General features: G+C 62.8%; 22 protein-coding genes. 13 read left to right on the top strand and 9 right to left on the bottom strand.

Features of this window, described 5'->3' with window-relative positions; all coding sequences use genetic code 11:
- Nucleotides 1-757: FAD-dependent oxidoreductase (locus VNZ93_RS21825; RefSeq protein WP_325710292.1), on the top strand; the 757-nt coding region annotated here is incomplete at its 5' end.
- A gap of 40 nt (nt 758-797) precedes the next feature.
- On the opposite strand, the gene VNZ93_RS21820 is transcribed toward VNZ93_RS21825, so the two are convergent.
- Nucleotides 798-1106, bottom strand: a complete 309-nt coding sequence (locus VNZ93_RS21820) for a hypothetical protein (protein ID WP_325710289.1) — start codon at nt 1104-1106, stop codon at nt 798-800.
- Between the two features lie 145 nt (nt 1107-1251).
- Entirely contained in the window at nt 1252-2718 is a 1467-nt protein-coding gene (locus tag VNZ93_RS21815) for a hypothetical protein (RefSeq protein ID WP_325710286.1), read from the bottom strand.
- 112 nt (nt 2719-2830) lie between these two features.
- Between VNZ93_RS21815 and lipA the strand changes: the two genes are divergently transcribed.
- On the top strand, nt 2831-3781 hold the full coding sequence (gene lipA / locus VNZ93_RS21810; protein WP_325710283.1) for a lipoyl synthase: 951 nt from the start codon (nt 2831-2833) through the stop codon (nt 3779-3781).
- 6 nt (nt 3782-3787) lie between these two features.
- Nucleotides 3788-4249, top strand: coding sequence for a type II toxin-antitoxin system RatA family toxin (locus VNZ93_RS21805; protein ID WP_325710280.1), 462 nt, complete (start codon nt 3788-3790; stop codon nt 4247-4249).
- A gap of 15 nt (nt 4250-4264) precedes the next feature.
- On the opposite strand, the gene VNZ93_RS21800 is transcribed toward VNZ93_RS21805, so the two are convergent.
- Nucleotides 4265-4783 (bottom strand): CinA family protein, encoded by a 519-nt coding sequence (locus tag VNZ93_RS21800; protein WP_325710277.1) that lies wholly within the window; start codon nt 4781-4783, stop codon nt 4265-4267.
- On the bottom strand, nt 4784-5959 hold the full coding sequence (locus VNZ93_RS21795; RefSeq protein WP_325710275.1) for a bifunctional 2-C-methyl-D-erythritol 4-phosphate cytidylyltransferase/2-C-methyl-D-erythritol 2,4-cyclodiphosphate synthase: 1176 nt from the start codon (nt 5957-5959) through the stop codon (nt 4784-4786).
- A 145-nt stretch (nt 5960-6104) separates the two neighbouring features.
- Here VNZ93_RS21795 and dusB point away from each other — a divergent pair, with 145 nt between their 5' ends.
- From dusB to hflX, 8 genes are all read left to right on the top strand, one after another.
- Complete coding sequence (dusB, locus tag VNZ93_RS21790; RefSeq protein WP_325710273.1) at nt 6105-7157, top strand: tRNA dihydrouridine synthase DusB; 1053 nt, start codon at nt 6105-6107, stop codon at nt 7155-7157.
- Nucleotides 7154-8305 carry a nitrogen regulation protein NR(II) gene (locus VNZ93_RS21785; protein ID WP_325710271.1) on the top strand — a complete coding sequence of 384 codons (1152 nt, stop codon included), beginning with the start codon at nt 7154-7156 and terminating at the stop codon, nt 8303-8305. Before dusB ends, VNZ93_RS21785 begins: the two co-directional genes overlap by 4 nt.
- A 19-nt stretch (nt 8306-8324) precedes the next feature.
- Nucleotides 8325-9764, top strand: a complete 1440-nt coding sequence (gene ntrC / locus VNZ93_RS21780; RefSeq protein ID WP_325710268.1) for a nitrogen regulation protein NR(I) — start codon at nt 8325-8327, stop codon at nt 9762-9764.
- A 111-nt stretch (nt 9765-9875) separates the two neighbouring features.
- The gene (locus tag VNZ93_RS21775) at nt 9876-12143 is read left to right on the top strand and encodes a PAS domain-containing sensor histidine kinase (RefSeq protein WP_325710266.1); all 2268 of its coding nucleotides are present in this window, start codon (nt 9876-9878) and stop codon (nt 12141-12143) included.
- Entirely contained in the window at nt 12140-13510 is a 1371-nt protein-coding gene (locus VNZ93_RS21770) for a sigma-54 dependent transcriptional regulator (RefSeq protein WP_325710263.1), read from the top strand. The genes VNZ93_RS21775 and VNZ93_RS21770 overlap by 4 nt, the downstream gene beginning before the upstream one ends.
- Before the next feature lie 42 nt (nt 13511-13552).
- Nucleotides 13553-14410, top strand: a complete 858-nt coding sequence (locus VNZ93_RS21765) for a D-amino-acid transaminase (protein WP_325710260.1) — start codon at nt 13553-13555, stop codon at nt 14408-14410.
- A gap of 177 nt (nt 14411-14587) precedes the next feature.
- Nucleotides 14588-14845 carry an RNA chaperone Hfq gene (gene hfq, locus VNZ93_RS21760; protein ID WP_325710258.1) on the top strand — a complete coding sequence of 86 codons (258 nt, stop codon included), beginning with the start codon at nt 14588-14590 and terminating at the stop codon, nt 14843-14845.
- 2 nt (nt 14846-14847) lie between these two features.
- Nucleotides 14848-16221: a GTPase HflX gene (hflX, locus tag VNZ93_RS21755; RefSeq protein WP_414710152.1), complete on the top strand. Its 1374-nt coding sequence runs from the start codon at nt 14848-14850 to the stop codon at nt 16219-16221.
- Here hflX and mazG read toward each other — a convergent pair.
- The gene (gene mazG, locus VNZ93_RS21750) at nt 16179-17045 is read right to left on the bottom strand and encodes a nucleoside triphosphate pyrophosphohydrolase (RefSeq protein WP_325710255.1); all 867 of its coding nucleotides are present in this window, start codon (nt 17043-17045) and stop codon (nt 16179-16181) included. The genes hflX and mazG overlap by 43 nt on opposite strands.
- A 292-nt stretch (nt 17046-17337) precedes the next feature.
- Between mazG and VNZ93_RS21745 the strand changes: the two genes are divergently transcribed.
- The gene (locus VNZ93_RS21745; RefSeq protein WP_325710252.1) at nt 17338-17610 is read left to right on the top strand and encodes a hypothetical protein; all 273 of its coding nucleotides are present in this window, start codon (nt 17338-17340) and stop codon (nt 17608-17610) included.
- Nucleotides 17611-17699: 89 nt separating this feature from the next.
- Here the strand turns inward: VNZ93_RS21745 and VNZ93_RS21740 are convergent, their stop codons facing one another.
- The 4 genes from VNZ93_RS21740 to metG are packed head-to-tail and all read right to left on the bottom strand — an operon-like array spanning nt 17700 to nt 21437.
- Nucleotides 17700-18494 carry an MBL fold metallo-hydrolase gene (locus tag VNZ93_RS21740; protein ID WP_325710249.1) on the bottom strand — a complete coding sequence of 265 codons (795 nt, stop codon included), beginning with the start codon at nt 18492-18494 and terminating at the stop codon, nt 17700-17702.
- The gene (locus VNZ93_RS21735) at nt 18491-19285 is read right to left on the bottom strand and encodes a TatD family hydrolase (RefSeq protein ID WP_325710246.1); all 795 of its coding nucleotides are present in this window, start codon (nt 19283-19285) and stop codon (nt 18491-18493) included. Before VNZ93_RS21735 ends, VNZ93_RS21740 begins: the two co-directional genes overlap by 4 nt.
- A gap of 6 nt (nt 19286-19291) precedes the next feature.
- Nucleotides 19292-19729, bottom strand: a complete 438-nt coding sequence (locus VNZ93_RS21730; protein WP_325710243.1) for a hypothetical protein — start codon at nt 19727-19729, stop codon at nt 19292-19294.
- A gap of 13 nt (nt 19730-19742) precedes the next feature.
- A complete protein-coding gene (gene metG, locus VNZ93_RS21725) occupies nt 19743-21437 on the bottom strand; it encodes a methionine--tRNA ligase (RefSeq protein WP_325710240.1) in 1695 nt (564 codons plus the stop codon).
- On the opposite strand from metG, the gene VNZ93_RS21720 reads away from it, so the two are divergent.
- Complete coding sequence (locus VNZ93_RS21720; protein ID WP_325710237.1) at nt 21415-21849, top strand: hypothetical protein; 435 nt, start codon at nt 21415-21417, stop codon at nt 21847-21849. The genes metG and VNZ93_RS21720 overlap by 23 nt on opposite strands.
- The last annotated feature ends 72 nt before the right edge of the window (nt 21850-21921 follow it).

Below are 21921 nucleotides of genomic sequence, written 5' to 3'. Positions count from 1 at the left end.
GGAAATCGCGGCGTTCGCGCGCAAGCAATTCGAGAAGCAGGGCATGAAGATCATGTCCGGTGCAAAGGTCACGAAGCTCGACAAGAAGGCCGACAGCGTCGTCGCCACCATCGACGACGGCAAGGGCAAGTCACAGACGGTCGAGTTCGAGCGCGTGATCTCGGCGGTCGGCGTTGTCGGCAATGTCGAGAATCTCGGACTTGAAAAGCTCGGCGTGAAGGTCGAGCGCGGCACCATCATCATTGACGGCATGTGCCGCACCAACGTGCCGGGCATCTATGCCATCGGCGATGTCGCGGGTCCGCCGATGCTCGCGCACAAGGCCGAACACGAAGGCGTCATCTGCGTCGAGGCCATCAAAGGCCTGCATCCGCACGCGATGGACAAGTCACAGATCCCGGGCTGTACCTATTGCTTCCCGCAGATCGCGTCCGTCGGACTGACCGAGCAGGCGGCCAGGGACAAGAAGCTCGACATCCGGGTCGGCCGCTTCCCGTTCATCGGCAACGGCAAGGCCGTCGCCCTCGGCGAGGATCAGGGCATGGTCAAGGTGATCTTCGACAAGAAGACCGGCCAATTGCTCGGCGCGCATCTGGTCGGTGCCGAAGTCACCGAACTGATCCAGGGCTTCGTGGTCGCAATGAATCTCGAGACCACGGAGGAGGAGCTGTTCCACACCATCTTCCCGCATCCGACCCTGTCGGAAACGATGAAGGAAGCGGTGCTCGATGCATACGGGCGCGTATTGAACATGTAGCCCGGCGTGCGCGTCACGCGTGTGACGCGCGATCAGCAGATCATCGCTGGACGGCAGCGACCCGGCGGGGCCGCTTGGTCTCGACCACGACAACGCGCGGCTTGGTGGCGGGGCCGGCGAACGTGATCGATTTGGTCACCTGTTTCGGAGCCGGCGCGGCATCGCGCAAAGCCGCGCGAATCTGCTCCTGCGGCAACCCCATCAGCGAGGACGCGATTTCAACCTGCGCGTCGCGGTCGTCCGAAATATCCCGTGCGGCTTCGAGGGCCTCTTCGATGGTTGGCTCTTCGTTCCGGACACGACGGATGCCGTATTTGGTGTTCCAGGCTGGTCCCTTGTTCTTGCTCATCAGTCTGCCTTTAGCGATCAGGCGGTTGAGCTAATGGGTTTCATGCTGCATTGCAATAAGACGAACATGCAACGCTGGTATCGGCAATGCTGATCTCTGGGCTATTGCGCTTTCGCGATTTTTCGTAGCAAGGCGCGCCCCGGAATCAGACCGGATCGCGATGTGAAATCTCGATTACACGCGCTCGTTGCGCCAGTTCCTCCACGAGCGCGTTAGCGGCGAGGCGGTTAGGGCCGTCGAGATTGGCATCCCACTCGTCGAGCAGATAGATCGGCGCGTCGGTATGCGCGACGATCTCCTGCAGCGACTTGATCTGGCGTTCCCCCGACGAGAAGCCCGGCTTGCGCTTGCGGCGCTTCGGCGCGCCCTCATCGTCGTCTTCGCCGGGATCAGGCTCCTTGCTGGCGAACTGGAAGGCGAGGCGATCGGTGGTCGGCCAGTAATAGGCGCGGTTCTTGATCTCGCCTTTCAATGCGGCAAGGAGCGTGGACTTGCCCGAGCCGTTGCCGCCGCGCACGTTGATGCGGCCATGTGGTGAGCCGAGCAGGAGGCGCATCGCCTCATCCACCGAGCCGACGACCTGGACCTCGCCGCCTTCGCGCAGAACCAGGCGATCGAACTTGATGCGACGATTGAAGTGCGGATCGGGTTCGGGCCGCATGTTGTCGGCAATGCCGCCGACGCGCGTCCATGCGGCGAGCACATCGTTGAAGTCGATTGCGAGCTGATGCACCTCGTTCGTCATGTCGATCTGGCGAGGCAATGTCGCCGCCATGCCGATCAGGAGGGCGGTGTTGCCGGCATCCCTGAACGCGATATAGGCGAGGGTGGTGAACACGATCGTCAGGCCGAAAATCGCGCCCGCCGCACTCAGGCCTTCGCGCGCAACGATGACCCGGATCGCCGCCCGCAGACAGCCCCGCGCACGATCCTTGAACGACGCGAACCAGAGCCGCAGGTTGTAGCGATTGCCGGCAAAGACGTTGTCCCACAACGTGTAGCCGTGCGCTGTGACCCGGTTATTCCAGCGCTGGCTGTCGAGATAGATCTCCGTCACCCGCTTGCGCACGAGGACCTGCAGCAGGATGAGCGCGGTGAAGACCGTGCCATAGGCGAGGGGAAGCAGGCCATCGATCTCCATGCCCAGCACGGTGGAGTTGAAAATCAGCGCCAGGAGGATCTTGAGCTGGCCCTCGACCTCGTACATCAGGCGGTAGATGGTATGGAACGTCTCGCCAGTCAGGAACGGCTCGACCTGCTCGCGTGCATGCCGGTCTCCCAGAAGGGTCGGAAAGTGACGATTGTCGCGCGCGAATTTCGTGATGTAGAGGCCGAATGCGCGCATGCCGGCACGTTCGGCATAGATCCAGCTGATGGCGCCGGCGGCATAAGAGGCGCACTGGATGACAAGGATCCAGATCAGGTCGTAGATCAGATGGTCGCCGCCATTGGCGACATCCCGCCCGGCCTTGATCACGAGCCAGGTGGTCGCGGCCGACAGCAGGGCTTCCACCACCAAGAGGGTGAAGGTCGCGTACATCGGCCAACAGAGGAAGAAGCGGACAAACTCGAGCCGGCTGAAGGGCTCTCTCATCGCGGTTTCGCGGGTCATGGGCAGGTGTTCCGTCGGCACATAGCCGGGACCCTAGCCGCCTTGCGGTGAATGGCGGCAAAACGTAAGTAAGGTCAGACTCAAGGCCTGATGGCCCCGTTTCGAGGCGCCGGTGACGGTCGTAATCGACACACTCTCTCAGCCGCGGCCGCGGCACCCCGAAAAGGCCAACCGGCCCGACACCCCGATCCTGCGCAAGCCGGACTGGATCCGGGTTAAGGCGCCGGTGTCGAAAGGCTATGCCGCAACCCAGGCGATCGTGCGGGAGAACAAGCTCGTCACCGTCTGCGAGGAGGCGGGCTGCCCGACTATCGGCGAGTGCTGGGACAAGAAGCACGCCACGTTCATGATCATGGGTGACACCTGCACCCGGGCCTGCGCCTTCTGCAACGTCAAGACCGGGCTGCCTGGCGCCCTCGACCGGACCGAGCCGGAGCATGTCGCGCAAGCGGTGGCAAAGCTTGGCCTGTCGCATGTGGTCATTACCTCGGTCGACCGCGACGATCTCGCCGACGGCGGCGCCGACCATTTCGCCCGGACGATCACCGCGATCCGGAGCGTATGTCCGACCACCACCATCGAAATCCTGACGCCGGACTTCCTGCGCAAGGACGGTGCGCTCGAACGGGTAGTTGCCGCCAGGCCCGACGTGTTCAACCACAATCTCGAAACGGTGCCATCACGCTATCTCACCGTGCGGCCGGGTGCGCGCTACTTCCATTCCATCCGGCTGCTGCAGCGGGTGAAGGAACTCGATCCGGCGATGTTCACCAAGTCGGGCATTATGGTCGGACTTGGCGAGGAACGGAACGAAGTGCTGCAACTGATGGACGACCTGCGAAGCGCCGATGTGGATTTCCTGACCATCGGTCAGTATCTGCAGCCGTCACGCAAGCATCATCCGGTCGTGCGGTTCGTGCCGCCGGATGAATTCAAGTCCTATGAGACGATTGCCTACGCCAAGGGATTTCTGATGGTGTCGGCTTCGCCGCTGACGCGGTCGTCGCATCATGCCGGCGACGATTTCGCGCGAATGAAGGCTGCGCGCGAAGCGAGAGCCTAACATCCAATGCCGGAATTCTCGACCACGCGACGCGTGCGACACAATGCGTCCGACATGTTCGATCTTGTCGCCGATGTCGAGCGTTATCCCGAGTTCCTGCCGCTATGTAGCGGCATGAAACTTCGTAGCCGCAAGGAGCAGGCGGAGGGCGTTGTGGTGATCGTCGCGGACATGACGGTCGCCTACAAGCTGGTCCGCGAGACGTTCCGCAGCCGCGCGACGCTCGACCGCGCGAACCTGCAGATCCTGGTCGAATATCTGGAAGGGCCGTTCAGCCGGATGGAGAACCGCTGGGAGTTTCATCCGGTGCAGGAAAAGCTCTGCGACGTGAAGTTCTTCATCACGTATGAATTCAAGAGCCGGATGCTCGGCATGCTGATGGGCGCGATGTTCGATACCGCATTCCGGCGCTTCGCGATGGCGTTCGAACACCGTGCAGACCGGATCTACGGCCGCACCACCACCTGAGCGTTCCGGCTTGAATCAGCCGTGCGGCGGTCGCGGCGCTTCGCCTTCGGCCAGATCGTGCAGCATGCGGAAGGCCTGCAAAACAGACTGTTTCCGCACTTCCGGCCGCCCGATATTGCCGAAGCGTTTCTCGATATGCGCAAACTGGCCGGAGCGGGACGCTGCGCCGAAATGCACAAGACCGACGGGCTTTTCCGCGCTGCCGCCATCCGGTCCCGCAATGCCCGTTACCGATACAGCCAGATCCACGGGCGCATGCTTGAGCGCGCCGCGCGCCATTTCTTCGGCGGTCTCACGGCTCACCGCCCCATGCGCCTTCAGCGTTGCGGGCGACACGCCGACCATGTCCTGCTTGGCTTCGTTGGAATAGGTGACAAAGCCGCGATCGAGGATGCTGGACGTTCCCGGCACTTCGGTCAGCGTTCCGGCAACGAGTCCTGCCGTGCAGGACTCAACAGTCGCGACCCTCAGGTTCTTGCGACGGCAGATATCGAGAAGCCGCTTCGCCGCTTCGACAATGTCGTCGTCCAGCATCTATTCCTCCGGAAGCCGGATCGTCGCCGTCGCATAGGCCACCATGCCCTCGCGCCGGCCGATAAAGCCCATGCCTTCATTGGTCGTCGCTTTCACGCCAACGCGGTCGGGCGTGATACCGGCGATCTCGGCAATGCGGGCGCGCATCGCGTCACGGTGCGGCCCGATCTTCGGCGCCTCGCTGACGACGGTAATATCAAGATGCGCGATGACGCCGCCGCGCTTCGCCACGCGCTCGGCCGCAAATTTCAGGAAGCGATCGGACGTCGCTCCCTTCCATTGCGGATCGCTCGGCGGAAAATGCGCGCCGATGTCGCCATCGGCGAGGGCGCCGAGGATCGCATCGACTGCCGCATGCAGCACCACGTCCGCATCCGAGTGACCGGACAGTCGCTGGTCGTGCGCGATCCGCACTCCACCCAGCGTCACATGATCGCCCGGCTCGAATTCGTGCACGTCAAAACCCATGCCGGTGCGGATGTCCGTCAGGCGATTACGCAGCATCGTTTCGGCTCGCATGAAGTCCTCCGGCGTCGTCAGCTTGATATTCGAGGTCTCGCCCTCGAACGTGGATACCGGATGGCCGGCCCATTCCATCAGCGCGGCGTCATCGGTGAAATCGGATCGGCCGGCCTGTTCGGCCTTGCGATGCGCAGCGATGAGCGTCGCAAACGCGAAGGCCTGCGGCGTCTGGACAAAGCGCAGAGCATCGCGATCGGCGGTACCGGTAATGCGACCGTCGGCGGATACGGATTTCACCGTATCGGTGATGCGCAGCGCCGGGATGGCAGCGCCGGTAAATCGGGCCGCCTCGATGGCGCGGGCGATCAGAGCGGGCGAGGCGAACGGGCGGGCTGCGTCATGGATCAGCACGTGGGCCGGATTTTGCCGCTCCAAGGCTACGAGACCCGCCAGCACCGAGGCTTGCCTCGTCTCGCCCCCTGATACGGGCGAGGGAAGGGCGAAGCCGCGGACGTCGTCGTCATAGAGTTCGCGGTCGTCGGGATGGATGACGACCTGGATCTGAGTCAATCCGCACGGCCCGGTGAGCAAAGCCAGGTTCCGGCGCAGGGCCGAGGCACCCGCAAGCGGTCGGTATTGCTTGGGTATTCCGTCCCCGCTTCTTCGGCCGCGACCCGCAGCGACCAAAATGACGGCACAATCCGTATGGTTCATCGTACTGAGTTACCGTTGCTCACGTTACGAAAGTTTATGCTCATAAAGTAACCCTTGTTGCACCGCAGCACTTGCTTCATTCAGAGACTTGTCTAAACTCTATGCACCAACGACGTGGCCCATTTTTTGTGCAGACGCTGCTTTCATGAGTGCTACAGGTCGGATCGACATCGGCGGACAGCAGTTGCCGAACGCGGTGGTACTCGCCCCGATGTCCGGTGTCACGGACGCACCGTTCCGTCGGCTCGCTGAGCGCCTCGGGGCGGGGCTAGTCGTATCCGAGATGGTTGCCACGTCAAAGCTTGCAGACGGCCGGCGGGATGCTGTCCTTCGCGCGGACGGGCGTGGCGTGTCGATCCACGCCATGCAACTCGCAGGCTGCGAGGCGCACTGGATGGCCGAGGGCGCGCGGATCGCTGAAGGAGCCGGCGCTGCGATTATCGATATCAATATGGGCTGCCCGGCCAAGCACGTGACCAACGGTCAGTCGGGCTCCGCTCTGATGCGCGATCTCGATCATGCGATGACGTTGATCGATGCGACCGTCGGCGCTGTTTCCGTGCCGGTGACGCTGAAGATGCGGCTCGGATGGGACCGCGACTGCATGAATGCGCCCGAGCTTGCGCGTCGCGCCGAGGAATCCGGCGTCAAGCTCGTGACCGTCCACGGCCGTACCCGCAATCAGTTTTACAAGGGAAATGCAGACTGGCGCGCGGTGCGCGCAGTGAAAGATGCTGTTTCGATACCCGTCGTTGTGAACGGGGATGTGATCACGTGCGAGGACGCGCAGACGGCGCTGAAGCAATCGGGCGCCGACCTCGTCATGGTGGGACGAGCGGCACTCGGGCGTCCATGGCTGCCGGGCCAGATCGCGCGTCATCTCGAGGACGGGTCGGAAGCGGGCGATCCGCCGCTGCGCGAGCAATTCACGATCGCAAGCGACCTCTATGAAGAGATGGTCGAGCATCACGGTGTCGAAATCGGCAGACGCCATGCGCGTAAGCACCTTGCTGCCGCCATCGATGTCGCTGGCGAATGCTCCGGAGCGTCGGGAGATGTCGTGAAATCCTGGCGCGCTCGGGTGCTGACGGCCGATACGCCGGCGGAAACGCAGCGTCTTTTGTCCGACGCATTTGCCGCCTTCGAGGCGCTGAGCGAAACGCGCTCCGGCGGGCAGGGCTTGAGGAGTGCGGCATGAGTCTGCGTATCGCAAGCACGTCCGGAGCTCCCGAGGCAATCGTGAATGCGTTGCCTCTGCCGGTTGTCGTGGTCGCGCGGGACGGCAAGATCATCGATGCGAATGTCGCTGCCGAGAACTTTTTCGACGTCTCCGCCCAGTTGCTCAAGCGGCATCTGCTGCGTGAACTTGTTCCGTTCGGAAGCCCGCTGCTGTCGCTTGTCGATCAGGTCCGCGAGCGTGGCGGCGCGGTCAACGAATATCGCGTCGATCTGTCCACGCCGCGCAATCCAGGTGAACGGGTCGTCGATCTTTATGTCGCGCCACTGCCCGAGCGCGAAGGCCATGTCGTGGTGATGCTGCAAGAGCGCACCATCGCGGACAAGATGGACCGTCAGCTGACACATCGCGGCGCCGCGCGTTCGGTGAGCGCGCTTGCCTCGATGCTTGCGCACGAAATCAAGAATCCACTGTCGGGCATTCGGGGCGCAGCACAATTGCTCGAGCAATCCGCCGGCGACGAGGATCGCACGCTGACGCGGCTGATCTGCGACGAGGCCGACCGCATCGTGAAACTGGTCGACCGCATGGAAGTGTTCGCCGACGAACGCCCCGTCGAACGCGCGCCGGTCAACATCCATGCCGTACTCGAGCATGTGAAGCGGCTCGCACAGTCGGGTTTTGCGCGGCACATCCGCTTTGTCGAGGAATACGATCCCTCGCTGCCGCCGGTCCTCGCCAACCGCGATCAGCTCGTTCAGGTCTTCCTCAACCTCGTCAAGAACGCGGCCGAATCGATCGGCGAGGGCGCGATCGATGGCGAAATCCATATGACCACGGCGTTCCGGCCGGGCGTGCGGCTCACATTGCCGGGCAGCCGGTCGCGCGTGTCGCTGCCGATGGAATTCTGCATCAAGGACAATGGTCCCGGAGTTCCGCCCGATCTGCTGCCGCACCTCTTCGACCCATTCGTGACCACGAAAGCCTCCGGATCTGGCCTCGGACTTGCATTGGTCGCGAAGATCATTGGGGACCATGGCGGCATCATCGAATGCGAATCTCAATCCCGGCACACCGTCTTCCGGGTTCTGATGCCGATGTATGCCGGAAACGGCTCGAGCCGCACTCCGGTGGAAGAACCAGAACCGGCGGAGGCCGAAGCACAATGAGCAGCGAAGGCTGATGCAGATGCCTGCGGGAAACATTCTCGTCGCCGATGACGACGCCGCGATCCGGACCGTGCTGAACCAGGCGCTGTCCCGTGCGGGCTATGAAGTTCGCTCGACCAGCAACGCCGCCACGCTGTGGCGTTGGGTCAGCCAGGGCGAGGGCGATCTCGTCATAACCGACGTGGTGATGCCGGACGAGAACGCGTTCGAGTTGATTCCGCGCATCAAGAAGCTGCGGCCGGAACTGCCGATCATCGTCATGAGCGCGCAGAACACGTTCATGACCGCGATCCGCGCCTCCGAGCGCGGCGCCTATGAATATCTGCCGAAGCCTTTCGACCTGAAGGAGCTGATCGGCATCGTCGGCCGCGCTCTGTCCGAGCCGAAGGACAAGCCGCGCATCGGCAAGCCCGAAGAGATCGATTCGTCGATCCCGCTGGTCGGTCGGTCACCCGCAATGCAGGAGATCTATCGCCTGCTCGCGCGCCTGATGCAGACCGATCTGACGGTGATGATCAACGGCGAGTCCGGAACCGGCAAGGAACTGGTCGCGCGCGCGCTGCACGACTATGGCAAGCGCCGCGGCGGGCCATTCGTCGCGATCAATATGGCGGCCATTCCGCGTGACCTGATCGAGTCGGAATTGTTCGGCCACGAGAAGGGCGCGTTCACCGGCGCCAACAGCCGCTCGTCAGGCCGCTTCGAGCAGGCGGAAGGCGGCACGCTGTTCCTCGACGAGATCGGCGACATGCCAATGGAGGCGCAGACGCGTCTGCTGCGCGTCCTGCAGCAGGGCGAATACACGACCGTGGGCGGCCGTACGCCGATCAAGACCGACGTGCGCATCGTTGCGGCAACCAACAAGGATCTGCGGATCCTGATCCAGCAGGGGCTGTTCCGCGAGGATCTGTTCTTCCGGCTCAACGTGGTCCCGCTGCGTCTGCCCCCGCTGCGTGAGCGTGCCGAAGACGTGCCCGACCTGATCCGCCACTTCTTCGCGCTCGCCGAGCGTGAGGGCCTGCCGCGCAAGCAGATCGATCAGGCCGCGCTTGAGCGGATGAAAAAATATCCGTGGCCGGGGAATGTCCGCGAGCTCGAGAATCTCGCCCGCCGGCTTGCGGCCCTCTATCCGCATGAACTGATCACGCTGGCCGTCGTGGAAGCGGAATTGACCCAGCCTGCGGTGAGCCAGGACGTGGATACCGGTTCGTCCGACAACCTGTCGGCCGCCGTCGAGCGCAATCTCGCCCGCTACTTTGCCGGCTTCCCGGAAAATCTTCCGCCTCCCGGCCTCTATCACCGTGTCCTGCGGGAGGTCGAATATCCGCTGCTCACGGCAGCGCTTGCGGCGACCCGCGGAAACCAGATTCGCGCCGCCGACCTCCTGGGCGTGAACCGCAATACCCTGCGGAAAAAGATCAGGGATCTGGACATCCAGGTGATCCGCACAAGCAGTTGAATTGACTGCGGCGCTGCCGTGGATTAGTCGCAATTCCGCAACAATGTTGTATAAATACATCATTGCGGCCTGATCCGGCTGTTCAACAAAGCAAAATCGCAACGGGGGGCGATGGCTACCGCGGACCAATCGTTGCCGCTCGAGAAATCGACCGCTCTGGGTACCGGACGCCGCCTGCCGTGGCGCGTGATCGGATTCGTCGCCGTGGGCGCTGCGCTGCTGTCGGCGCTCGCGACTTTCCTCGTCCTGTCCGGACTGACCCCGCTTCCACCGACCCATAACGTCGTTGTCAGCCTGCTCGGGATCAATGGCGTGGCCGCGCTGATCCTGATCGCTGTGATCGCGCGCGAAATCATGCAGATCGTGCAGGCGCGCCGGCACGGGCGTGCGGGTTCGCGGCTGCATGTGCGCATCGTCGGCCTTTTCGCGATCATCGCCGCAGTCCCGACCATTCTGGTCGCAATCGTCGCCACCATCACACTCGACCGCGGCCTCGACCGGTTCTTCTCGGTCCGCACCAAGGCGATCATTGGAAACTCGCTGTCCGTTGCCGAAGCCTATCTCGGCGAGCACGCGCAGATGATCCGCGGCGACATTCTCGCGATGTCGCAGGACGTCACGCGGGCGAAGCCGCTTTTTGATTCCGAGCGCGAGCGTTTCCAGCAGTTCCTGACTGCGCAGGCCACGATCCGGGGGCTTCAGGTCGCGGTGATCATCAACGGTGATCTGGAGGTCATCGAGCGCACCAGCCTTCGTGCGACCCAGGATTTTTCGATTCCGAGCAAGGAGATCGTGCGGACCCTGAGCGAAACGCAGCCGCAAATTGCCATCCTTCCGGACGCCAACTCGGTCGCGGCCATCATCAAGCTGCGCAACTACGACACGATGTATCTCTACATCGCGCGCGCGCTTGATCCACGTGTGGTGGCGCATTTGCGCGAAACCCGCGCCAGCGTATCCGACTATGCGCTGATGGAATCGCGCCGCGCGGGCGTCACGGTCGCGTTCGGACTGATGTACACCGTCATTGCGCTGATCGTGATCCTGTCCTCGGTACTGATCGGCCTGAATTTCGCGAACCGGCTGGTCGCGCCGATCCGACGCCTGATCGGCGCTGCGAATGTGGTGGCCACCGGCAATCTGCATGTGCAGGTCCCGGTGAACCGTTCCGAAGGAGACGTTGGGCAGCTCGGCGAGACCTTCAACCGCATGACACATGATCTGCGGACGCAACGTGACGATCTGATGCGAGCGCGAGATCTGATCGACAGCCGCAGGCGCTTCGGCGAAGCGGTGCTGGCGGGCGCGAGCGCCGGAATTATCGGCGTCGACCATGATGGGAAGATCAGCATTCTCAACCGGTCGGCGGAGCAACTGATCGGATCGCCTGCGTCGGAAGTGATGGGCAAACCATTGCTCGATGTCGTGCCGGAGCTGGCGGAGCTCGTGCAGCAGGCCATCGAAAACGGCCAGCGCCTTGCGCAGGGACAGGTCACGCTCAGCCGGAAAGGGCGAGAGCGCAACCTCTCGGTCCGCGTAACGACTGAGCAATCCGCCGACGCCGAACACGGCTACGTGGTCACGATCGACGACATCACCGAGCTTGTGACGGCGCAACGCACATCGGCATGGGCGGATGTCGCACGGCGCATCGCGCACGAGATCAAGAATCCGCTGACGCCCATCCAGCTTTCCGCCGAACGGCTGCGGCGCAAATACGGAAAAGTCATCGTCGAAGATCGCGCCATCTTCGAACAATGCACCGACACCATCGTGAGACAGGTCGACGACATCCGCCGGATGGTAGACGAGTTTTCCCGCTTCGCGCGCATGCCCAAGCCTGTAATGGAGCCGGAAGATGTCGCGGACACGGTCCGCCAGGCCGTGTTTCTTATGCGTGTCGGTCATCCTGACATCGATATCGACTTGCAGATTCCTGAAGGTCCGATGCAGGCGCGTTTCGATCGTCGCCTCGTGTCGCAGGCCCTGACCAACATCATCAAGAATGGCACGGAAGCCATTTCGGCGTTGCCCGAGGGTTCACCGAAGGGGCGCATCGAGGTGATGGCGACCGAAGAAAACGGGATGGTCAGCATCGACGTGATCGACAACGGCATCGGCCTGCCGAAGGAAAACCGTTCGCGCCTGCTCGAACCTTATGTGACGACTCGGGAGAAGGGGACCGGATTGGGCCTCGCGATCGTCGGCAAGATTCTTGAAGAGCATGGTGGCGGAATCGAACTGCACGACGCATCCGAGAAAGAAGCGGGACGAAACGGTGCGTGGATAAGACTGCGCTTTGCCGTCAATCCGCCGCAAGCAAACAGCACGAGTTCAAAAACGGACGATAAGTCCAGCCCTGCGAGCGTAACATCATGACGGCAGAAATTCTCATCGTCGACGACGAGCCTGACATCTGCGAACTGGTTTCGGGTATTCTCCAGGATGAAGGTTACGCGACGCGGACGGCGCGCGATGGCGACGGCGCGATCGAGGCCATCAAGGCGCGACGTCCGAACCTGCTGTTTCTGGACATCTGGCTGCAGGGCTCAAAGCTCGACGGACTGCAATTGCTGGATGCCGCGAAGGAGCAATATCCCGATCTGCCCGTGGTCATGATCTCCGGCCACGGCAATGTCGAGACTGCTGTCGCTGCGATCAAGCGCGGCGCTTACGACTTTATCGAGAAGCCGTTCAAGGCAGACCGGCTCGTGCTGGTTGCCGATCGCGCTCTGGAAAATTCCAGGCTGAAGCGCGAAGTAAAAGAGCTCAAGGCGATCTCGCCGGTGCCGTCGGCGTTGATCGGCAAATCGCCGGCCATCAATCAGTTGCGCGGCACTATCGAGAAGGTGGCGCCGACCAACAGCCGCATCATGATCATCGGCACCTCGGGTTCGGGCAAGGAATTGTGCGCGCGCACGATTCACAACATGTCGAGCCGGGCGAGCGGTCCCTTCGTCGTCATCAATGCAGCAGCCATCACGCCCGAATCGATGGAGGTCGAGCTGTTTGGCGTCGAACAGTCGAACGGCGGCCAGAGTCGAAAGCCTGGCGCTCTGGAAGAAGCGCACGGCGGAACATTGTTCATCGACGAGATCGCCGACATGCCGCGCGAGACGCAGAACAAGATCCTGCGCGTGCTGGTCGATCAGACCTTCCATCGGGTGGGCGGCAACACCAAGGTTGCCGTCGATGTGCGCATCATCTCGTCAACCGCGCGCAATCTCGAAGCCGAGATCGCAGCCGGACATTTTCGCGAGGACCTGTATCATCGTCTGTCAGTTGTCCCGATCCGCGTGCCGCCGCTGGCGGAGCGGCGTGAGGACATCCCGCTGCTGGTCGATTACTTCATGGACCAGATTTCGGCCGCGACGGGGCTGCCGAAACGCACCATGGGCGACGACGCGATGGCTGTGCTGCAATCGCATGACTGGCCCGGCAATGTGCGCCAGCTTCGCAACAACGTCGAACGCCTCATGATCCTCGCCGGCGGCGACCCCAATGCGGTCATCAGTGCGAGCATGCTGCCGCAGGATGTCGGCTCGATGGTGCCGTCGATGCCAAACGGCAACGGCGGCGAGCAACTGATGAGCCTTCCGCTGCGCGAGGCACGCGAAATGTTCGAGCGCGAATATCTCGTGGCGCAGATCAGCCGGTTCGGCGGCAACATCTCGCGCACTGCCGAGTTCGTCGGCATGGAGCGGTCGGCGCTTCACCGCAAGCTCAAGGCGCTTGGTATCGGCTAGGCTGCGGCGCAACGCATAAGGACTTGTCACAAAGGACTTGCCGTGTCGCGCATCGCCTACGTCAACGGACGCTACCTGCCGCATTGCGACGCCGCGGTGCACGTCGAAGACCGCGGCTACCAGTTTGCCGATGGCGTCTACGAAGTGTGCGAGGTGAGGGGAGGCCGGCTGATCGACGAACGCCGGCATATGGAGCGTCTCGTGCGTTCGCTCTCCGAATTGCGGATTGCGATGCCAATGTCGCTTCGGGCGCTCAGCGTCGTGCTGCACGAAGTGGTTCGCCGAAACGGTGTGCGCGACGGCATCGTCTACCTGCAGGTTACGCGCGGCGTTGCCAAACGCGATCACGCGTTTCCGCCGAACGGGACCCGTCCCGCCATTGTGGTCACGGCCAGCCGAATCGATCCGGCCAGGACCGAGCGGTTCGCAGCGGAGGGAATCGCGGTCGTCACGGTGCCGGACAATCGCTGGGATCGGGTGGACATCAAGTCGATCGCGCTCCTGCCGAACGTGCTGGCCAAACAGGCCGCGCGCGAGCAGGGGGCTCGTGAGGCCTGGTTCGTTGCCTCGGACGGGACGGTGACGGAGGGGTCATCTTCCAACGCCTGGATCGTAACAGCCGGCAGGGAGGTCGTGACCCGGAAGGCCGACCACTCGATCCTCAAGGGGATCACACGAACGGTCTTGCTGGAGGTTCTGAAGGCGCACGATCTTACCTTGGTCGAGCGGCCCTTTACGGTGGCCGAGGCGATGGGGGCGCGGGAGGCCTTCATCACCTCCGCCAGTCAGACCGTGATGCCTGTGGTCCGCATCGACGGGCAGCCGGTAGGAAACGGTGCGCCGGGCCTGGTCGCAAGCGCATTGCGCGCCGATTTTGGGCGATACACCGAAAAATCGTGACGATTTGTCTCTCTGGCGGTGGCATACCGGGTCATGTTGGACTTGCGCCGAGTCCGGCTGTGCCATCTAATATGGCACCCCAAGTCCTCGTGGGTAACCGCAACGAGGGGCGATGAGACTTGGCAATAACGTCCTGCGGGTACGGGGTCCGCGGGCAAGAAAATGGAACGAACGGCCATGGCCGCCGAACGAACACAAAACCTCCAGGACACTTTTCTCAATCACGTCCGCAAGGCCAAGATTCCGCTCACGATTTTTCTCGTGAACGGAGTCAAGCTTCAGGGCGTTGTCACCTGGTTCGATAACTTCTGCGTCTTGCTCCGCCGGGACGGGCATTCGCAGCTGGTCTACAAGCACGCAATCTCGACCATCATGCCTGGACATCCGATCCAGCTGTTTGAGGGTGGCGAGGAGGGCGCTGGAGACAAAGGCTAGACTTGCAGCCACGCCGTCGCGACCAGAGTGCAGGGCGGTTGAGTGTCGACGAGCACCGCGCGTCGACCGGCCGCGCGATGGTGGTCGGCCCCTACCTGAAACTGCAGAAGATAAACGTGGGCAGTCATGCGGCTCGCTCACCGCAGGCGCGCATCGAAGAGGCGATCGGACTTGCGGTCGCCATCGATCTCGACGTGGTCGAGACGGGCATCGTGACGCTGAACGAGATCAGACCCGCAACCTATATTGGCAAGGGCAAGGTCGAGGAGATCGCAGGTCTCGTCAAAGCCAATGAGATCGGACTCGTGGTGATGGACTGCGCGCTGTCGCCGGTGCAGCAGCGCAACCTCGAAAAGGCCTGGTCGGCGAAGGTGCTCGACCGGACCGGCCTGATCCTTGAGATCTTCGGCAAGCGCGCCCAGACCAAGGAGGGCGTGCTTCAGGTCGAGCTTGCCCACCTGACCTACCAGAAGAGCCGGCTGGTCCGATCGTGGACGCATCTTGAGCGCCAGCGCGGCGGCTTCGGCTTTCTCGGCGGTCCCGGCGAAACCCAGATCGAGGCCGACCGGCGCGTGATCGAAGAACGCATCGCGCGGATCGAGGCCGAGCTCGAAAAGGTCAAGAAGCGTCGCAAGCTGCATCGCGACAGCCGCGCTCGCGTGCCGTACCCGATCGCGGCGCTGGTCGGATACACGAATGCCGGCAAGTCGACGCTGTTCAACCGCATGACGCGGGCGAAGGTGCTCGAAGCCGACATGCTGTTCGCGACGCTCGATCCGACCTTGCGGTCGATCGATCTGCCACATGGCACGCGCGTGATCCTGTCCGACACCGTCGGTTTCATCTCCGAACTTCCAACCATGCTGGTCGCGGCATTTCGTGCGACACTGGAGGAAGTGACGGAAGCAGACGTGATCCTGCATGTCCGCGACATCTCTCATCAGGATTCAGAAGCGCAGATGCAGGACGTGCAGGACGTTCTGAAGGCGCTGGGAATCGACGAAGCGCGCCGCGGCCGCGTCATCGAAGTCTGGAACAAGATCGATGCGCTCGATGCGCAGGCCCGTGCGCAGGTCGAGAACATGGCCGCACGTGTCGCACCCGATCATCAGCCGCTGCTCGTGTCGGCGCTGACGGGCGAGGGCATCGATGCCCTGTTGGCGGCAGTCGAGGATCGACTGGCAGAGACGCGGATCGTGATCGATCTCGAGATCGACGGTGCGGACGGAGCGGGGCTGTCCTGGCTTCACCGCAATACCGAGGTCATCGCCAAAACGATCCGCGACGACGGCAAGGTCCTGCTGAGCGTACGGGCCGATCCGACCAAGGCCGGTCAGGTGCGCGCGCGCTTCACCGGGGCGATCCCGGTATCCTGACACGCGGTGTCGCGTTCGGCAGCCTTGGCTTCGTCCCAGAGCGCATCCATTTCGGCGAGCGTCGCGCCGGACGGCGTCTTTCCCTGGCGCGTTAACGCCGCTTCGATCGCAGCGAAGCGACGCTCGAATTTGGCATTCGTGCTGCGCAAGGCAGCATCCGGATCGAGATCGAGGTGTCGCGCAAGATTCACCAGCGCGAAGATCAGATCGCCGATTTCGCCGCCGGCCGCATTCTTATCGTTCGCATCGAGTGCCGCCTCGACCTCGTCGGCCTCCTCGCGAATTTTCGACAGCACCGCTCGCGGATCGTTCCAGTCGAAGCCGACCTTGGAGGCCTTCTGCTGCAGCTTGAGAGCGCGCGTCAGCGCGGGACAAGACACCGGAACGCCGGCGAGGGCGCCCGCCTCGTCATCGTCCGTGCCGCCGCGCCGCCTGGCGCGCTCGGCCTTTTCCTCGGCCTTGATCCTGTCCCAGAGCCCTTTGACCTCGTCCGGCGTCAGATCGCGCGTGTCGCCGAAGACATGCGGATGACGGCGGATGAGCTTTTCGGTGATCGCCAGCACGACATCGTCGAACGTGAAGACGCCTTGTTCCTCCGCCATCCGCGCGTGGAAGACAACTTGAAGAAGCAGATCGCCGAGTTCGTCCTTGAGATCGTCGAGGTCACCGCGAGCTATCGCGTCAGCGACCTCATACGCTTCCTCGATCGTGTACGGCGCGATCGACGCGAAATCCTGCTTCAGGTCCCAGGGGCAGCCCGTGCCGGGCGTCCGCAGCGCGGCCATGATCGCGATCAGCCGCTGGATGTCGCGAGAGGGTTTCATGCCTGACGTCATCGGAACGATCTGCCAAGCTCGGCGGGCGCAGCACAAGCCTTATCGGAGCCCATCCCCAAGACCGTGGCCCAGATAGCATTATTCGCATAAGACATATTATGGAATATATTAGCGCAGCTCAGTAGCCGGATTGATTTGCGGATTTCCAAGCATTTCCTGCTGCAAGAATGAGATTTCTGCGTGCGCGCCTTCGCGTCGGCTTTTGTGGGATCGTTGCGAACTCCGTTCGTCGAATCCGAACCCGGCTTGACTGCCGTGCGCTCCGGACGGACCATGAGCCATGGAAAAGATCGCAGTCTGGATGTTTGTCCGCGTCGTCCGATGGGGCTTGTGGCTCGGCTTCCTCGGCTATCTGCTCTACGTCGAGATGAACCGCGCGACGATCTTCACCAAGCTCAACCAGCTTCCGACGCATGTCGAACTGACCATCTTCGGACTTGCCGCAGCGGCGGTTGCGGCCGGCATGCTGGAATTGGCGGCGCGGGAAAGAACCGGATTGCCGCGGCCGCCGTTTCTCGGGATGCCGCCGGGCTTGCGCAAGGCACCGCGTTGAAAGCGTGCCTTATCTCAAAGCCGATCGCCACAAAACGTACATAAAATCATAGGCTTACGACAGTAAGCTGAGACGACCCGCCATCGACTTCAAGTCCTGATTTGCAGGCCGTCATAGGCGGGCTCGACATGCGCCGGCAGCATTTCGCGCAGAGCGTCATAGTCGAGATCTGTGTGCATGTTGGTCAGCACCGCCCGCTTCGGCTTCAGCCGCTCAATCCAGCCGAGCGCATCCGACAACGAGAAGTGGCTCGGATGCGGCGTATGGCGCAGCGCATCCACGATCCAGACATCGAGCCCGGCCAGTGCGTCCGCGCTGTGGTCGGGCATGCCAACGAGATCGGCCGTATAAGCGACGTCTCCGAACCGGAAGCCGAGACACGGAATATCGCCATGGTCGAGCAGGACAGGCAGCGCGGTCAGCGGGCCGCCATCGCCGTCGATCGTGACGGGTTTGCCCGGTGCGATCCGATGTTCGGACAGGATCGGCGGATAACCGCTGCCAGGCGGCGTCATGAAGCAATATCCGAAGCGCGCGTGCAGCGCGCGCGAGGTCGGCTCGTCGAGATAGGCGTCGATGCGCCGACGGTGCTTGATGAACAGCCCGCGCAGATCGTCGATACCGTGGGTGTGGTCGGCATGCTCGTGGGTAAACAGAACGCCGTCGAGCTTGGTGACGTTGGCGTCCAGCAATTGCTCACGCAGATCCGGTGACGTATCGACCAGCACGCTGGTCTTGCCACCCGGCCCGCCTTGCTCGACCAGGATCGAGCAGCGCCGGCGACGGTTCTTCGGATTGTCCGGATTGCAGTCGCCCCAGCCAAGCGCCGGACGCGGAACCCCACCGGACGAGCCACAGCCGAGAATGGTGACAGTCAGGCTCATGCGGCGGCTGAAATGTTGCGCGGGACCTTGTTGAAAAGCCGGAAGAAATTTTCGGTCGTCTGCGCGGCGATCTGGTCCGGCGAAACACCGCGCGTTTCCGCCAGGACCTTGGCCGTCTCGACGACGTAAGCCGGTTCGTTGCGCTTGCCGCGATATTTCCCGGGCGCCAGATACGGCGCGTCGGTCTCGACCAGAATGCGATCCGCCGGCAGCGACGCCGCGATGTCGCGCAGGCCCTGCGACGCCTTGAAGGTCAGAATCCCGGTGAAGGAGATGTACAGGCCGAGCGCAATCGCGCGCCGTGCGAGGTCCGGACCGCCGGTGAAACAGTGAAGGACAGCAGGGAAGGCCCCCTTCCCCATTTCTTCCTCCAGGATCTGAGCCATGTCGTCGTCGGCTTCGCGCGAGTGAATCACGAGCGGCAAGCCGGTCTCACGCGCGGCCGCGACGTGGGCGCGGAAACCTTGCTCCTGAGCCGATCGCGGGGACGTGTCATAGAAATAGTCGAGACCCGCTTCGCCGATCGCGACGACCTTCGGATGCGCAGACTTCGCGACGAGATCGGCCGTCGTGATGTCGAGTTCCTCGTGCGCGTGATGCGGATGCGTGCCGACCGAACAGAACACATCGCCGTAGCGATCGGTGATCGCCAGCAGCTCGGGCAGCCGGCGCACGCGCGTCGAAATCGTCACCATCCGGCCGATGCCGGCATCGCGCGCGCGGCTCACCACGCCGTCAAGATCGGCCGTAAGGTCCGGAAAATCGAGATGGCAATGGCTGTCGACCAGCATGACGGCTCAAGGGGTTTCTTTAGTGTCGCGACGAGCAAGCGCTACGATCGCGTTCAGATCGCCATGTTCCGCCTGCATGTCCAAGATAAAGGGCATTTGGCGTCCCGCAAGGCGCATGGTCATGCCGCTCGCTTCCGGACGATCCACCTCGACGATGGACGATACCGGCACCCGGATATCGCGATTGCCGATCAGACCGAGCGTCGTGATCGTCAGTTCGTCACCATTGCGGACGAGCCGCACGACATAGACGTTGCCGTAGAAATGAAGCGCCACCATCGGCAGGATGCCGACGAGCAGCACAATCGTGATTACGCCCGGCCGCGAGCCGCCGGTCTTCAGAGCGTAAGCCCAGTAGAACCATCCGAGCGACCATACGACCGCCGCGAGAATGCCGAGCCGGGCCCGTTTCGCCCGCTGCAGGTTTTCGTACAGAACCGTCATTCCGAGTAGCGCCTTATGCCTTTTCGCCCTCCGGCTCGACATAACGCGGGAACACCGGGGTCGGCGCAGGCAGGCTGACGCCGGCCGCCAGCCGGTGCGCACCGCCAAGCCGCGCGAAGTCGCGCTCGTCCGCTGGCACGGCAAGCAGATCTAGCAACTTTCCGGCGGCCGCCGGAATGAATGGCTGCGCGAGGATCGCGATCTGCCGGATCACCTCGGCCGTGACATACAGCACGGTGTGCTGGCGTGCCGGATCGGTCTTGGCAAGCGCCCACGGGGCTTCCGCGGCGAAATACCGGTTGGCATCGGCGACCACGGCCCAGACCTGGCTCAGCACCTGATGGAGCTGCTGGGTCTTCATCGCCTCGCGTGCGCCCTCGAGCATGCCGTCGGCAGCAGCAAGGATCGCCTTGTCGCCTGCGGAGAATTCGCCAGGCGTCGGCATCACGCCGCCAAGTTGTTTGGCGACCATCGACAGTGACCGTTGCGCCAGATTGCCAAGATCGTTGGCAAGCTCCGCGTTGATGCGGGTCGCGATTGCCTCATAACTGTAGTTGCCGTCCTGACCGAACGGCACCTCGCGCAGGAAGAAATAACGGATCTGGTCGACGCCAAAGGTGTCCGCCAGCGTGAACGGATCGACGACATTGCCCGTCGACTTCGACATCTTCTCACCGCGGTTGAACAGGAAGCCGTGGCTGAAAATGCGCCGCGGCACGGCGATGCCGGCGGACATGAGGAAGGCCGGCCAATAGACCGCGTGGAAGCGCACGATGTCCTTGCCGATCACGTGCAGGTCGGCCGGCCAGAACTTGCGGAAACTCTCACTGTCGACATCCGGATAACCGATCGCGGTGATGTAGTTGGTCAGCGCATCGACCCACACATACATGATGTGCTTGTCGTTGCCCGGCACGCGCACGCCCCAGTCGAATGTGGTGCGCGAGATCGACAGGTCCTGCAGGCCGCCCTTGACGAAGCTCGCGACCTCATTCAGCCGCTCCTTCGGCAGCACGAAGTCGGGGTGCTTCGCGTAGAGATCGAGCAGCTTGTCCTGATAGGCGGACAGCCTGAAAAAATAGCTCTCCTCCTCGACCCATTCGACTGGCGTGCCGGTCTCGATCGCAAGCCGTGTCCCCTGCTCGTTCAGGCGCGTTTCGTCCTCGGCGAAATAACGCTCGTCGCGCACCGAGTACCAGCCGGCGTACTTGGCGAGATAGATGTCGCCATTGGCCTCCATCTTTTCCCAGATCGCCCTCGACGCCGCATGGTGTCGATCCTGCGTGGTGCGGATGAAATCGTCGTTCGAGCAGTTCATTCGCTCGACCATCGCCTGGAAGCGCGGCACGTTGCGATCCACCAGCTCACGCGCGGTCAGGCCTTCGCGCGCGGCGGTCTGCTGGATCTTCTGGCCGTGCTCGTCGGTGCCGGTGAGGAAGTACACGTCGAAGCCGTCGAGCCGCATGAACCGCGCGATGGCGTCGGTCGCGATCGCTTCATAGGCGTGGCCGATATGAGGGACACCGTTCGGATACGAGATCGCGGTGGTGATGTAGAAGCTGCGGCGCGCAGGCGTTTCGGCTACTCTCGGACGAAGATCCAGTTGCGGCCCCGGAGGAAGCTTCCGACGAGCCTTGGCCTTCGGCCGAAGTGCCGGGGCTGCGACCGGAGCGGCCGGCACCTCATTGCGTATCGTTACCGGTGTCACGGTTTTCGCCGACCGGCTCTTCGATGCCATGGCGGACGTCTCGCGCTGTCGCGTTACGGCCTTCTTGCCCGCCGTGGCTTTACGGGATGCAGTGCTTTTTCCGGTGGCCGCAGGCCGCTTCTTGCTCGCAGCCCCTGTCTTCGTCGTCCTCCCAGCAGCCTTGGCCTTCTTGGCCAACGTTTTCTTGGTCGACGTCTTCTTGGCCGAGGCCTTCTTGGCCGACGACTTCTTGCCTGACGTTTTCTTTTTGGCCGTTGTCTTCCTGGCCGGCGCCTTCGTTCTGGCTACAGCTTTGCGGGCGCGTTTTGTCTTGCGCGCGCCGGCCGCTTTCTTCGCCGCCTTAGCTCGCTTCGATTTCGACTTTTTCGCCATGGGTCACTCGGCCGTGAGCAGGTGCAGTTTCAGACAATAATGGCCGCGTCACACGCGGCCCGGCGGATTTTCGACGTGAGAGCTATCAGCCGCGTGCGGCATCGGCAAGGCG

This window comes from Pseudorhodoplanes sp. (assembly GCF_035565795.1).
Lineage (GTDB): Bacteria > Pseudomonadota > Alphaproteobacteria > Rhizobiales > Xanthobacteraceae > Pseudorhodoplanes.
This window is presented reverse-complemented; position numbering and strand designations above follow the sequence as displayed.

Coding starts and splice junctions, on each gene's coding strand:
- hfq (WP_325710258.1), top strand. CDS start 14,588: ATGGCCGCCGAACGAACACAAAACCTCCAGGACACTTTTCTCAATCAC.
- mazG (WP_325710255.1), bottom strand. CDS start 17,045: ATGAAACCCTCTCGCGACATCCAGCGGCTGATCGCGATCATGGCCGCG.
- ntrC (WP_325710268.1), top strand. CDS start 8,325: ATGCCTGCGGGAAACATTCTCGTCGCCGATGACGACGCCGCGATCCGG.
- VNZ93_RS21800 (WP_325710277.1), bottom strand. CDS start 4,783: ATGCTGGACGACGACATTGTCGAAGCGGCGAAGCGGCTTCTCGATATC.
- VNZ93_RS21740 (WP_325710249.1), bottom strand. CDS start 18,494: ATGAGCCTGACTGTCACCATTCTCGGCTGTGGCTCGTCCGGTGGGGTT.
- VNZ93_RS21735 (WP_325710246.1), bottom strand. CDS start 19,285: ATGCTGGTCGACAGCCATTGCCATCTCGATTTTCCGGACCTTACGGCC.
- VNZ93_RS21730 (WP_325710243.1), bottom strand. CDS start 19,729: ATGACGGTTCTGTACGAAAACCTGCAGCGGGCGAAACGGGCCCGGCTC.
- VNZ93_RS21815 (WP_325710286.1), bottom strand. CDS start 2,718: ATGACCCGCGAAACCGCGATGAGAGAGCCCTTCAGCCGGCTCGAGTTT.
- VNZ93_RS21745 (WP_325710252.1), top strand. CDS start 17,338: ATGGAAAAGATCGCAGTCTGGATGTTTGTCCGCGTCGTCCGATGGGGC.
- VNZ93_RS21770 (WP_325710263.1), top strand. CDS start 12,140: ATGACGGCAGAAATTCTCATCGTCGACGACGAGCCTGACATCTGCGAA.
- VNZ93_RS21805 (WP_325710280.1), top strand. CDS start 3,788: ATGCCGGAATTCTCGACCACGCGACGCGTGCGACACAATGCGTCCGAC.
- VNZ93_RS21785 (WP_325710271.1), top strand. CDS start 7,154: ATGAGTCTGCGTATCGCAAGCACGTCCGGAGCTCCCGAGGCAATCGTG.
- VNZ93_RS21820 (WP_325710289.1), bottom strand. CDS start 1,106: ATGAGCAAGAACAAGGGACCAGCCTGGAACACCAAATACGGCATCCGT.
- VNZ93_RS21795 (WP_325710275.1), bottom strand. CDS start 5,959: ATGAACCATACGGATTGTGCCGTCATTTTGGTCGCTGCGGGTCGCGGC.
- dusB (WP_325710273.1), top strand. CDS start 6,105: ATGAGTGCTACAGGTCGGATCGACATCGGCGGACAGCAGTTGCCGAAC.
- VNZ93_RS21775 (WP_325710266.1), top strand. CDS start 9,876: ATGGCTACCGCGGACCAATCGTTGCCGCTCGAGAAATCGACCGCTCTG.